7 protein-coding genes, 2 pseudogenes and 1 CRISPR repeat array are annotated in these 13,404 nt (G+C 42.3%); of the genes and pseudogenes, 6 read left to right on the top strand and 3 right to left on the bottom strand.

What is annotated here, in order from left to right:
* The first annotated feature begins 9 nt into the window (after nucleotides 1–9).
* The 5 genes from cas5b to cas2 are packed head-to-tail and all read left to right on the top strand — an operon-like array spanning nucleotide 10 to nucleotide 4,853.
* Nucleotides 10–738 carry a type I-B CRISPR-associated protein Cas5b gene (gene cas5b, locus ULO1_RS12410; protein WP_079933688.1) on the top strand — a complete coding sequence of 243 codons (729 nt, stop codon included), beginning with the start codon at nucleotides 10–12 and terminating at the stop codon, nucleotides 736–738.
* Nucleotides 713–3,088: a CRISPR-associated helicase/endonuclease Cas3 gene (locus ULO1_RS12405; RefSeq protein WP_079933687.1), complete on the top strand. Its 2,376-nt coding sequence runs from the start codon at nucleotides 713–715 to the stop codon at nucleotides 3,086–3,088. The genes cas5b and ULO1_RS12405 overlap by 26 nt, the downstream gene beginning before the upstream one ends.
* 59 nt (nucleotides 3,089–3,147) lie before the next feature.
* Nucleotides 3,148–3,582, top strand: coding sequence for a CRISPR-associated protein Cas4 (gene cas4 / locus ULO1_RS12400; RefSeq protein ID WP_242947958.1), 435 nt, complete (start codon nucleotides 3,148–3,150; stop codon nucleotides 3,580–3,582).
* Nucleotides 3,579–4,571, top strand: a complete 993-nt coding sequence (gene cas1b / locus ULO1_RS12395; RefSeq protein ID WP_079933685.1) for a type I-B CRISPR-associated endonuclease Cas1b — start codon at nucleotides 3,579–3,581, stop codon at nucleotides 4,569–4,571. The genes cas4 and cas1b overlap by 4 nt, the downstream gene beginning before the upstream one ends.
* Nucleotides 4,572–4,589: 18 nt before the next feature.
* Nucleotides 4,590–4,853, top strand: a complete 264-nt coding sequence (gene cas2, locus ULO1_RS12390; RefSeq protein WP_079933684.1) for a CRISPR-associated endonuclease Cas2 — start codon at nucleotides 4,590–4,592, stop codon at nucleotides 4,851–4,853.
* Between the two features lie 221 nt (nucleotides 4,854–5,074).
* Nucleotides 5,075–10,541: direct repeats of the CRISPR family, unit length 30 nt; unit sequence GTTTTGAGCCTACCTATGAGGAATTGAAAC.
* 88 nt (nucleotides 10,542–10,629) lie between these two features.
* Here cas2 and istB read toward each other — a convergent pair.
* From istB to istA, 3 genes and pseudogenes are all read right to left on the bottom strand, one after another.
* Nucleotides 10,630–11,103, bottom strand: coding sequence for an IS21-like element helper ATPase IstB (gene istB / locus ULO1_RS12385; protein ID WP_278308239.1), 474 nt, complete (start codon nucleotides 11,101–11,103; stop codon nucleotides 10,630–10,632).
* 27 nt (nucleotides 11,104–11,130) lie between these two features.
* Nucleotides 11,131–11,352: a hypothetical protein gene (locus tag ULO1_RS15335; RefSeq protein ID WP_278308238.1), complete on the bottom strand. Its 222-nt coding sequence runs from the start codon at nucleotides 11,350–11,352 to the stop codon at nucleotides 11,131–11,133.
* A pseudogene (istA, locus tag ULO1_RS12380) lies at nucleotides 11,340–12,641 on the bottom strand (IS21 family transposase). Before istA ends, ULO1_RS15335 begins: the two are co-directional and overlap by 13 nt.
* Before the next feature lie 236 nt (nucleotides 12,642–12,877).
* Here istA and ULO1_RS12375 point away from each other — a divergent pair.
* Nucleotides 12,878–13,404 (top strand): annotated as a pseudogene (locus ULO1_RS12375) (transposase); the annotation flags it as partial.

Raw genomic sequence — 13,404 nt, 5'->3', positions numbered from 1 at the left:
GGGAAAGCCATGAGAGTGCTGGTATTTGACATCTGGGGAGATTTTGCTCATTTCAAAAAATTTTATACCACCTCGTCCCCCCTTACCTTCTCCTTTCCTCCACCGCCTACGGTTAAAGGGATGCTGGCGGCGATTATCGGGATAAACCGCCATGAAGAAGATTATCTTTACCTTTTGCGCAATGAAGTTTGCCGGGTGGGGGTGCGAATTTTGCACCCCATCCGGAAAACCAGGTTAGGACTGAACCAAATTGATACCAAAGATGATTATTGGCAGCCAGTAGAAAGGAGTGGTCGAGGCGGAAGGACCCCAATAAGAGCAGAATTTGTCAAATTCCCTGCCTACCGCATCTACGTTCATCTTGCAGCAACTGACCTGTATGTGCAATTGAAAGATTGCCTGCAACAGCACCGTTCCTACTACACCTTTTCTTTAGGACTCAGTGAGTTGCTGGGGGACTTTCGCTTTGTCGGCGAAAAGGATGTGGAGGAAAAAGAAGAAATGATGGAAGAAAGGGAGTGCTTTACGGTTATCCCGGTAAGCCTGCTGGCGGAAAAAGGCTTGGTTATTGAACCGGACAAAACGTATTTCAAGGAGAGGGTGCCGGTAGAAATGATTCCAGGCCGAGAAGTGGTTAGGTACGAGGATGTAATTTTTGATCCCAACGGCCGGGGGATAAAAGCGAGACTGAGCAGGTACTGGGAGGCGGACGATGGTGAGTGCATTGCCTTCTTCTGATTTATATTCCCATCCTGATACTCTGTTGGAAGACCATCTTTTAGGTACTGCCCGGGCGGTAGAGACTTTTCTGGCTGAGAAGGAACAGCAGCTCCTCCCGGCAGAGGTGCTGCTGTTCCTGGCCAAAACTATTGCCCTTCTTCACGATATAGGAAAAGCGACACCTTATTTTCAGGAATATTTATTTGCTTCTGAGCAAGAAAAGAAGGGGATGAAGGAATTAAAAGAAAAAAATCACGGATTGTTTTCAGCAGTAGTTGCTTATTATGCTGTCAAAGAAGGAATGCATAACCTGCTCTGTAGCGAGGAAGACAAATGGTGTCTGCCAATTGTAGCTTTTCTGGCCGTAAAAAGGCACCATGGTAACCTTCAGAACGCCATAGATGAATTATTTATTGAAGACGAGGAATTAAAAATTCTTCGGAACCAGGCGGAGAGTCTGGATGAGGAAAAATTCGCTCGCTTAGTTGCTCATCTGCAAAAAGGAGGACTTACTATCCCCCTGAGTAAAAATCTTATCTTAGGGTGGATGACTGAAGACCTGTGCCGGGAATTTCTCAGGCTGCGGCGACGTCTACGCAACAGCGGGAGCACAGAGTTGTATTTACAAATGAACAAGATTTATTCTCTCCTAATTGACGGTGATAAGAGCAACGTAGTGCTTACTACTACCTTTTCCCGCCCGGAACTAAATACTTCGCCAGAATTTGTTGATCGATTCAAAGAGAAAAAAATTAGCCCTGCTCCCACGGCAATAAATAACCTTCGCCAACAAGCTTACAGAGAAGCCTTAGAGCAGGAGATAGACCTTGCCCAAAAAATTTATTCTTTAAATCTACCTACCGGCATGGGGAAAACTCTTACCTCTCTTGCCTTTGCCTTTAAACTGCGGGCGGAGATCCAGCAAAAAACCGGCGTTATTCCTAGGATTATTTATTCCCTGCCTTTTATAAGCATTATCGAACAAAACGCGGACGTAGTGGAGCAAGTGCTGGTGGCAAATGGAATAAATCCGGAGACGTCTGTCCTGTTAAAGCACCATCATCTGGCTGATTACACCTATTTTTACGGAGAAGAAGAACAGGAACCGGATACAGCCAAAATTCTCATTGAAGGGTGGAATTCGGAGATAATTGTAACCACCTTCGTTCAGCTTTTTCATACCTTAGTCTCCAACCGTAATGTGCAATTGCGCAAATTCCACCGTCTTGCCAATAGCATAATCATCCTGGATGAGATTCAGGCTATTCCAGCGCGCTACTGGCTTCTGTTACGGGAGCTGTTGCGGGAAATAACAGAGAAGCTAAGAGTTTATGTGATTTTTTGTACGGCAACGGAACCTTTTATCGTTCCCAGAGAAGAAATAAAGGCCCTGGTAGAGAGGAAAAAATATTTCGACAAGTTAGAGCGAGTCACCTTAAAAACCCGGTTAGAAGAAGAGATGACTTTAGAAGAATGGCTCTTGGGGTTAGAGCTAAAGTCCGATAAGTCGTATCTTTTTGTTTTGAATACCATCAACTGCGCCCGCCGTTTTTATCAAATGCTGCAAGAAAAATACAATTTACACAATGAGATTACTTTTCTATCTGCCCATGTAATTCCTCGCCACCGTCTGGAGAGGATTCGCGAAATAAAAGAGGGTAAAAAGCGGATAGCAGTAACAACTCAGTTGGTTGAAGCGGGAGTGGACATCGATTTTGACGTTGTTTACCGTGATCTGGCCCCCCTTGATTGTATCAACCAAACGGCGGGAAGATGCAACCGGGAGGGGAGGAAAAAGGGCAAAGTTATTGTAGTAAAACTGCGCGATGAGCGGCGCAAATACGCTTCTTATATCTACGACCAGGTTTTACTTCGGGCTACAGAAGAGATCCTGAAAGAAGAAAAGGAAATAAGCGAGAGCAGATTTTTACATTTGGTAGAAAAATATTTCTCCCTTGTGGAGGAAAGGAAATCGGCCGAGGATTCACGTAAGCTTCTCAATGCTCTCCAGTCCCTTTTTTATGACAGCAGTGACAGTACCGAAGGTAACAAAATTCCAGTGTCTGCTTTTAGCTTAATTGAAAATGATATTCCCCGGGTAAGCGTTTTCGTGGAGTGGGACGAAGAGGCGGCGGAAATTTGGGAGAAGTACAAACGGTTAAAAGAAATTCCAAATGTTTGGGAGCGGAGACTGGAGTTTAACCGCTTCAAAAGTAAGTTTTATCAGTACGTTGTTAATATTCCTAAAAAAAGCAAAAATCTCCCACCATTCGATTATGGATTTGGTTATGTTGGCCGCAGCAACTTGGAAGAGTATTATGACACCGAGACCGGTTTTAAATGTGAGGGTGAACTCGCACTATGGTAGGACTGGTGAATGGCACCCTTGTCCAGAGTTATATGATTTGCCCTCGGCAGGCGTGGCTGATGGCTCACCAGATAGTTCCCGACCAAGAGGATCCCATTTTGGAACTAGGCAGATTAATTGACAATGAAAGCTACCTACGGGAAAAGAAAAAGAAGATTCACCTGGAGAACATGGCTGTAGACTTGATTAAAACAGAAAAAGGTGACCTGCTTGTTGGTGAGGTAAAAAAGAGTTCCCGGGCGATGAGCAGCGCCCGCTTTCAGCTTCTCTTTTACCTTTATTGTCTGGAACAATCTGGCTTGAAGACAAGCGGCGTCTTGCTTTTTCCTGCGGAGCGTAGAAAGGAAAGAGTGGAATTAACAGAAGAAAGTAGGAAAGAAGTTGAAGACCTAATCAAAAAAATTCAAAGGTTGATCCTACAGGAAAAACCACCTTCTTATCGACGTATATCCTATTGTTCTAAATGTGCTTACAAGGAGTTTTGCCAGTCATGAAAAAGACATTTTACATTTTTTCCAACGGCGAGCTGAAGCGAAAAGAAAACACCATTTATTTCGAGAACAATGAAGGCAAAAAGTTTATTCCTGTGGAGAACACCAACGAGATTTATGTTTTTGGTGAAGTGAACGTCAACAAAAAATTTTTAGACTTCATTAGTTCCCACCAAATCCTTCTCCACTATTTCAACTATCATGGCTATTACTCCGGCACTTTCTACCCGCGCGAACACTACAACTCCGGCTACATGATTCTGCGCCAGGCCGAACATTATCTCGATGAAGAAAAAAGGCTTTATCTTGCCAGGCAATTTGTGTTAGGGGCCTACCGCAACATAAGACAAGTGCTGAAATATTACGAAAACCGAGGGCGGGCAGTAGGAGAAACTCTGAATGCAGTGGAAAAGCTGAGTTTGCAAATTGAAAATTGCCCCGACATTCCGGCCTTGATGGCCATAGAGGGCAACATGCGCGAACATTATTATCGGGCTTTCGATACCATTATCGGCGACGATAATTTTGCTTTTGAACAGCGAACCCGGCGTCCTCCCCAAAACAACCTCAACACTCTTATCAGTTTTGGCAACAGCCTTCTCTACACCGTAGTTTTGAGCGAAATATATAAAACCCACTTGGATCCTCGCATCGGTTTTTTGCACGCTACTAACTTCAGGCGGTTTTCTTTAAATTTAGACGTGGCAGAGATATTCAAGCCGATTATCGTCGACCGCGTAATCTTTAACCTTCTCAGCAAAAAGATGATAACCCCTTCTGACTTTGACAAAGAAACTAACGGCATTGTGTTGAAAGACAGGGGCAAAAAAGCCTTCGTGGAAGAATTTGATAGTAAGTTAAAAACCACTATAAAGCATCGGAAATTGAACCGGGAGGTGTCGTATCGACGTTTGATTCGGCTTGAACTCTACAAACTGGAGAAGCATCTTATGGGGGAAGAAGAATATACTCCTTTTGTGTCCCATTGGTGAGGAGGCCAGATTGAAGGCGTGTTTATAATAATGGTTTACGACGTGAATCAGAAGAGGGTCAACAAAGTGCTGAAGAAGGCTCGCCAATATTTGCACTGGGTGCAGAATTCTGTGTTGGAAGGGGAGATAACAGAGGCAAATTTCCTCAAGCTAAAAATGGAATTGGCGAAGATCATTAATGAAAAGGAGGACTCGATAATCTTTTACAATTTTCGCACGACGAAGTACTATAAAAGAGAAAGCATTGGAATAAAAAAAGGCGGGGATAATAATATTTTTTAAAATTTACTGGAGGTTGGAATGAAGAATACTAGTCGTCGACCTCCAGTAGTGCAAAAACCCCCGGGGGTCGACGACATATCTTAAATGACGGCGAAGCCAGGTATATCATGGCTTTTACAACTGCTGACTACCAACAAAACCATTGAAAAGAGAAAAGCAAGCCTAAGACAATACCAAACACAAATCCTTGTCTTGCCTGCATTCTCATAAACCCGCAATGGGTTTTGAGCCTACCTATGAGGAATTGAAACTGTTACCACCTCCGGCAAGGCCTTAGCCTGTAGCTGGGGTTTTGAGCCTACCTATGAGGAATTGAAACATGATTTTGATTTTCTTGAATTCTGCACCTTTATCGGTTTTGAGCCTACCTATGAGGAATTGAAACATCGTTACGCCATACTCATCTTTATCTTCTCGCCTGTTTTGAGCCTACCTATGAGGAATTGAAACACTATCGGATCCATCCAATACCCCCAATCCTAGCTGTTTTGAGCCTACCTATGAGGAATTGAAACAAAGTTAAAAATGTATCTTCTGCTATACTTTTCTGAGTTTTGAGCCTACCTATGAGGAATTGAAACTTTTTCTTCCCTGTTAAACTAATGTTTAACCCTTTCGTTTTGAGCCTACCTATGAGGAATTGAAACTATGGATGGCTATGTTGATCAACAAAATGAGATCTTGTTTTGAGCCTACCTATGAGGAATTGAAACAACAGTATGGCGACTTCATTGAAGTTTCCGACAAACTGTTTTGAGCCTACCTATGAGGAATTGAAACGCGTTCCCGGGTGTTTGCATGTCCAATTCCTTCAGGTTTTGAGCCTACCTATGAGGAATTGAAACAGGAATTAAAAGGCAAGCATTTATTGACCAGAATACGTTTTGAGCCTACCTATGAGGAATTGAAACGCCTGTGACACAAATGGCCTTGCTTTTTTCTTCCGAGTTTTGAGCCTACCTATGAGGAATTGAAACTTGACCGCTTGTAGCTTACACTGCTTTTCAGTTGCTGTTTTGAGCCTACCTATGAGGAATTGAAACTTTTTAGGCCTGTTTTCTTCTTGCAGGTATAATTACAGTTTTGAGCCTACCTATGAGGAATTGAAACATATAAAACTTACCCCGTCGCATCTCCATAACGTACGTTTTGAGCCTACCTATGAGGAATTGAAACTAGCAGCTATCTTGCCTATAGGTACTTTGAAATCATGTTTTGAGCCTACCTATGAGGAATTGAAACGGAAAAACTTTAACTCTGTGTCCGTTGCACCTTTCGCGTTTTGAGCCTACCTATGAGGAATTGAAACGGCTATGCGAAAACTAACCGGGTCGGCAGCCAAAAAGTTTTGAGCCTACCTATGAGGAATTGAAACTTGATAAAATTAGTTATCCTGGTAATCATTTTAAAAGTTTTGAGCCTACCTATGAGGAATTGAAACATATAAATAACAGATTCATCAAAAAAATTGCTAACAGTTTTGAGCCTACCTATGAGGAATTGAAACATGTCTGCCTCCCTCATGTCTGCCTTCCTCAGGTCAGTTTTGAGCCTACCTATGAGGAATTGAAACGGGTTCGGAGTATGTGCGATTAGTTTAGCTGTTGGCGTTTTGAGCCTACCTATGAGGAATTGAAACGTATTATTTCGGCAAACGGGGCATGTCTAATGAACTGGTTTTGAGCCTACCTATGAGGAATTGAAACTTGTGTTGCATAAGGGGGAGGATAGGACATGGACGGTTTTGAGCCTACCTATGAGGAATTGAAACCGTTGCCAGCCTCGTGTTCTTCCGCCAGCTTTTGCAGGTTTTGAGCCTACCTATGAGGAATTGAAACGGTGGTAGAGCAACTGCACAAAAATTTTACGGTCCACCGTTTTGAGCCTACCTATGAGGAATTGAAACATGGTACAGGGCATCAAACCCACATGAGGTAGCGGCGTTTTGAGCCTACCTATGAGGAATTGAAACGATTCACCCTGTATCGCAATGTCTTGTCCCAAGTGTTTGTTTTGAGCCTACCTATGAGGAATTGAAACTCAGATCAGAACTGGCCAAAACTCTCAATGCCTTCGTTTTGAGCCTACCTATGAGGAATTGAAACGGAAATCTATGTCTTTGGGTGGCTGCCCGAGTAGGGGTTTTGAGCCTACCTATGAGGAATTGAAACTAATATATCGGGCCCTGTGTGTGTGTGGGCCCAGGGGTTTTGAGCCTACCTATGAGGAATTGAAACGAATTTGAGTTGTGCAAGTATTTATGTAAGGTTGATGTTTTGAGCCTACCTATGAGGAATTGAAACAGGGTTAGCGGCCATTTTGCTTATGCAACAAAATTTCATGTTTTGAGCCTACCTATGAGGAATTGAAACGTCTTTCCAGTAAAGGCATGTTGTTATCTTCCAAAGGTTTTGAGCCTACCTATGAGGAATTGAAACTATACTCTCGTGTAACAGATGTCATAAGATTCAATAAGTTTTGAGCCTACCTATGAGGAATTGAAACCGACAGAGGATGAGTTGGAAGAAAGCTGCCGGAACTTGTTTTGAGCCTACCTATGAGGAATTGAAACACGAAACCGTATACACATGTCCGGAGTGCAAAATAAGGTTTTGAGCCTACCTATGAGGAATTGAAACAAAGCTCAGAAAAGTGAAAACAAACCGAACTCGCCAGTTTTGAGCCTACCTATGAGGAATTGAAACCCTTCAATAGTCGTGTGTCCTAATTCGCTAAAGCTGGTTTTGAGCCTACCTATGAGGAATTGAAACCTTGCTAATGCTGGTACTGCACTGGGTGCAGTAGTAGTTTTGAGCCTACCTATGAGGAATTGAAACGGAACTTGGCGCTATCTTGTAAGTGTTACTGGCAATGTTTTGAGCCTACCTATGAGGAATTGAAACTTCTTTCATAGTAATCTACATGCATATCGCCGTTGGTTTTGAGCCTACCTATGAGGAATTGAAACTATAAATTCTATAAGGAGGAGGTTAGTAGATGATAACGTTTTGAGCCTACCTATGAGGAATTGAAACGGCACTTGCTTATTGCGTTATCCACCTGAAACAAGAGTTTTGAGCCTACCTATGAGGAATTGAAACTTAGAAGATGTACTTAAAACCGCCCCCTCTAAAGGGTTTTGAGCCTACCTATGAGGAATTGAAACTTAAAAGCGGTTGAAATGGTATTTAAACTGGTTCACGTTTTGAGCCTACCTATGAGGAATTGAAACGTCTCTTTATATCGTTCACTCTATACCCCCCTTTATTTGTTTTGAGCCTACCTATGAGGAATTGAAACTTTTGCCGATGGAGGCAGACCGCAACGGTATGACGGTTTTGAGCCTACCTATGAGGAATTGAAACAGTCCGGAAACGTGCGGCGGAAGACGATAATGCGGGTTTTGAGCCTACCTATGAGGAATTGAAACGAGCAGGAGCCAGGTTTGGCAATGTGTCCAGAACCTGGTTTTGAGCCTACCTATGAGGAATTGAAACTCTGCCAAACTGCGGGCAGAGTATGAGACCCAGAAGGGTTTTGAGCCTACCTATGAGGAATTGAAACGCCTGCAGAAATGCAATATCTCCCGCAGGTTCATCGGTTTTGAGCCTACCTATGAGGAATTGAAACCTGGGTGGAGTTAGTTGCTTGCTCATGTTCAATCCCTGTTTTGAGCCTACCTATGAGGAATTGAAACGCTTATCCTTGCCTGCGACATCGGCTACCGTTAGCGCGTTTTGAGCCTACCTATGAGGAATTGAAACCGCATCGCCGAAGAAATGGACAAGCTTAGGCAAATAAGTTTTGAGCCTACCTATGAGGAATTGAAACCTTAGAATTAGACACCTTTGGCGGATTTGGCTCTATTTGTTTTGAGCCTACCTATGAGGAATTGAAACTGGAATTTGTCCAGCCAATCAGGGACAAGGCCAAAAGTTTTGAGCCTACCTATGAGGAATTGAAACGAATACTCAGGCCTGTCCTCATAGTCCAGCAAAGTTTCGTTTTGAGCCTACCTATGAGGAATTGAAACCAATATATGCATGTTGCGCAAAAGGTGCTGCCTCCTGGTTTTGAGCCTACCTATGAGGAATTGAAACACTAGTAAACTACTTACTACCTAAAGCTAAAAAAATGTTTTGAGCCTACCTATGAGGAATTGAAACCAACATAGGCATGTTGCGCAAAAGGTGCTGCCTCCTGGTTTTGAGCCTACCTATGAGGAATTGAAACTCTACAAGCCCTCCTCATTTGTTCTTTTATTTTTTTCGTTTTGAGCCTACCTATGAGGAATTGAAACAACTTTAATTGGTCCCGTAGCATCGCGCATAATCAAAGTTTTGAGCCTACCTATGAGGAATTGAAACCAAACTACGGCCTGACCAGCCGCTTTTCCTCGGCCGGTTTTGAGCCTACCTATGAGGAATTGAAACTGTTTAAACCTCCCTTCTACACTTTGCGCAACAGCGGTTTTGAGCCTACCTATGAGGAATTGAAACAGTACCAGGACCCAGCAGAAGTGCAGAGGCTGATTGGTTTTGAGCCTACCTATGAGGAATTGAAACTATTGCATATCCTATATTCCTACTTATGTGATATGAGTTTTGAGCCTACCTATGAGGAATTGAAACTTAGTTTTGTAAGCATAAATTTGATTTTGATTCTTTTCGTTTTGAGCCTACCTATGAGGAATTGAAACTATCATAACACATTGAATAAGTTTTACCAGCACCCGGGTTTTGAGCCTACCTATGAGGAATTGAAACGCCTTTGGTATAACCCCACGTGCTATATAGGTCCGCGTTTTGAGCCTACCTATGAGGAATTGAAACTATATTGGCACAATTTCAACAAAAAAAGCAGGTCTGTTTTGAGCCTACCTATGAGGAATTGAAACATCTGGTGCGAAATAAAGGGGGGTATAGAGTGAACGTTTTGAGCCTACCTATGAGGAATTGAAACTAGTCCGGGAGCGCAAAACCGGGAAACGAAAAGAAAGTTTTGAGCCTACCTATGAGGAATTGAAACGGTTAGCCTTTTGGAAGTTTGCGCCTCGAAGGTTTGTTTTGAGCCTACCTATGAGGAATTGAAACGCCACTCTCGAGGAGGGACTTTATTTTCTCCCTCCAGTTTTGAGCCTACCTATGAGGAATTGAAACCAGGCTATGCCTGCACCTCTGCCCGGTTCCACCAGGGTTTTGAGCCTACCTATGAGGAATTGAAACCCGATTGCCCCTGTCTTGTTCCACATCGAGGGGTCAGGTTTTGAGCCTACCTATGAGGAATTGAAACTTGCAGGCACTGTTCTTTTGTCGGCAACCATACGTCGTTTTGAGCCTACCTATGAGGAATTGAAACCTTGTTGCGCCTTGATATCGACGATGAAGAAGTACGGTTTTGAGCCTACCTATGAGGAATTGAAACCTTTTAGTATAGTTGACTATCAGTGAACTTGTCAATGTTTTGAGCCTACCTATGAGGAATTGAAACAGAAAAGGGGGTGGGCTATTGCACACAGACGCAGAGTTTTGAGCCTACCTATGAGGAATTGAAACGCTGCTTTCCTTTTGCGTTTTGCTATTGCCGCTTGCGTTTTGAGCCTACCTATGAGGAATTGAAACCCCTGGAAAAGGCTATAAATCTTGATGTGGGCTTATTGTTTTGAGCCTACCTATGAGGAATTGAAACTATTTTCGCACCCATTTCCCGTATGTGTTTGGCAAGTAAAAAATCATGCATTTGGAAATTTATTTTTCCAGCACCCCAACTTACATATTTAGCAATTTATGGTTGAGTGTCTAAGCCTATAACTACTTCCGGTAAACATCAATAGATGACTATGATGAATAACTCTGTCAATTAATGCACTAGTAAGCTTTTCATCATAAAATATGCTATTCCATTTACTGAACTCAAGGTTGGTAGTAATAATCAGGCTTTTCTTCTCGTAACATTCCGAGATTACCTGAAATAATAATTGTGAACCTTCTTTTTCGAAAGGAATATAGCCCCATTCATCGCAAATGAGCAGATCTAAATTCTTAAGTTGTTTAAGAAATTTCTTCAGCTCCCCGGTTCTTTTGGTTTCCAGCAGCTGATTAACCAGAGCTGCAGTTCTGTAAAATTTAACTTTCTTAGCTCTACTACATGCCTCTACACCTATGGCTGTTGCCAAGTGTGTTTTGCCAGTCCCGACCGGCCCATATAATATCAAGTTTTCCTTCTTGTTTATGAAGGCGGCCGTCTTAATTGTTTCAGTATCGATACTGTTAGGGATTTATATATCATCAAAAGAGTAGTTCTCAAAAGTTTTGATCACATCAAAACAGGCATTTTTTAACAGCCGGTTTTTAAGATTAATTTCCCTGGCTTCAACTTCCATACGGAGGAGCTTTTCGAGGAATTCTTCGTGTGTTTCAGCTGTTATCTTTTTGTAATTTTCAACTATCCTGCCTCCAAATTTCAGCTTATTACAGTGCTGGATTATCAGTTCTTCCATCCTGCGTCACCTCCCTTGAGAGGGCAATCGTAGGATGAATTATCTACGCTATAAGGCGTGATGTCCGGAATTTTATCACCCAGTTTAATTTCACTGGCTGCTGGCGATTGATTAGTCATTGTGTAAAATGTAGCCCATATACTATCCAGATCGGTCAAGCCATGTTTTATCGTTGTTTCAAAAGCCTTAGTAGCGGTATGGATATCAGTTAAAGCAACCATTTTTGATAATACTTGTAGTGCTGCTTTCTTTTGCTGGTATTCGCATCTCTCGAAGTAATCCTGTATAGTTTGGGGCAATTCTTTAAAAAAGCCGCTGTATTTAAGGGCTGTAGGTCTTTTTGCCATTAGCTTTAGGTATGGTAGCCATTTCATAGATTCTTTCTGCTCACCGTAAAGCCGCTTGTGTTTTTCTATATAGCGATAATCCTGATCGAGAATTACTATGTCAAAAGCACTGGCTTTTATCCAAACTTGCTTGCCCGCATATTCAGGGCTTGTGGAATATATACGGTTATCAAATTTAACTTTGCCGTAATTATTTGTTTTTTCTTATAGTGCTGCCTATTCATTTTTATGTCAGCTAGTTCCAGTAGATTTTTGTTGTACTCTGCCATATCCTTAAATTCCGGAATTGGAACAAAGAAGTTTCTGCGGTGGTAACCCACCTTGCTTTCTACAGATCCTTTTTCATGCCCGCTATTGGGGTTACAGAAATTACATTCAAAACCATAATGAAGAGCAAATCTTTTGCACATCGCCGTTAGATCACGTTCCCCATGCTTTTTAATATTTACTACAGCTGCCGATAGATTGTCCAACCATATACGATCAGGAACGCAGCCAATATGTTCAAAAATATTTTTTAAACCAGTTAGAAAGCTTTCCTGATTTTCGCTCTTGAACACCTGTGTGTATCCACCATTACTGTAAGGGAAAGAGACATTTAAGTAATGACCTGTAATTTTAACGCCATTTTCTATAAATTCCGCCTGTCCAAAATCCACCTGGGCTTCTCCGGGCGGGTGTTCTAGTGGTAAATACCCTTCTTTCTGCCCGAAAAGTTCCGATTTCTTTTGAGAAACGTAGGCCCTAACAGTGCGGCTCGAGATTTCAAACTCTCTGTTTGGGCTTTACCTTTAAATCTTCTTGTAACCATTCATCAATAAGATATTTGTATGGTTCAAGCTTGCTTTCCCTTTGCCGTCTTTGTTTTACCTCATTAAAATCTTCTTTATTGACGTATTTCTTAACTGTAGCAAAATCATGCCCAGTATCTCTGGCGATAATTCTTAGGAGCTAATTGCGCTGTCAGAAAATCCTGACAATCCAAGGGATTAGCGAAAGGTCAAAAATAAATTTACCCCAGAAAAAGGTGTATAGAAAAGGGTTTTTAGCGCAAAACAAGAGGCTGAGGAAAAATTCACCCCAGCCTCAAATGTTGTAAAAAATAAGCAACAGGCATCCACCTGTGGTAAAATTGAAGTTGAAAGACAAACAATTCCACACAGGGAGGGATGCCTGTTATGGCTATTATACCACAAATTAAGCTATTTGAGTGGACAGAAATACAAACAATTGGAGATTTAGTTCGTTTACGGCTGGTTTTGGATTACATGCCAGACGAAGAATTGATGAGGACCCTTGAGAGAAGCCGGGGTAAAGGGCGAAACGATTATCCGGTTCGGGCAATATGGAATTCCATACTAGCTGGTATTGTGTTCCAGCATGAGAGTGTGGAGAAGTTACGGCGGGAACTGGCCCGCAATGGTCAATTACGAGAGCTTTGCGGGTTTAATGAACAAGTACCGTCGCCCTGGGCATACACCCGGTTTTTAAAGGCACTGATGAAACAGGAGAAATTAATCATTTGCCAAACACAAAAATAAAAAGGGAGAAAGAGACGGTCGCCGGGATACAGATGCGGACTATGGCAGGAAGGGATATAGAGGGGTGTACGAGAACGGTAAGGCATGGGAGAAGATCGTGAAATGGTTTGGGTACAAACTGCATCTGATAGTTGACGCGACCTATGAACTTCCGATAATATTCA

Origin of the sequence: Carboxydocella sp. ULO1 (assembly GCF_002049255.1) — a bacterium.
Lineage (GTDB): Bacteria > Bacillota.
Note: the sequence above shows the minus strand (reverse complement) of the source record. Positions and strands in the feature narration are given on the sequence as shown.

Coding starts and splice junctions, on each gene's coding strand:
- cas5b (WP_079933688.1), top strand. CDS start 10: ATGAGAGTGCTGGTATTTGACATCTGGGGAGATTTTGCTCATTTCAAA.
- ULO1_RS12405 (WP_079933687.1), top strand. CDS start 713: ATGGTGAGTGCATTGCCTTCTTCTGATTTATATTCCCATCCTGATACT.
- cas4 (WP_242947958.1), top strand. CDS start 3,148: ATGGCTCACCAGATAGTTCCCGACCAAGAGGATCCCATTTTGGAACTA.
- cas1b (WP_079933685.1), top strand. CDS start 3,579: ATGAAAAAGACATTTTACATTTTTTCCAACGGCGAGCTGAAGCGAAAA.
- ULO1_RS15335 (WP_278308238.1), bottom strand. CDS start 11,352: ATGGAAGAACTGATAATCCAGCACTGTAATAAGCTGAAATTTGGAGGC.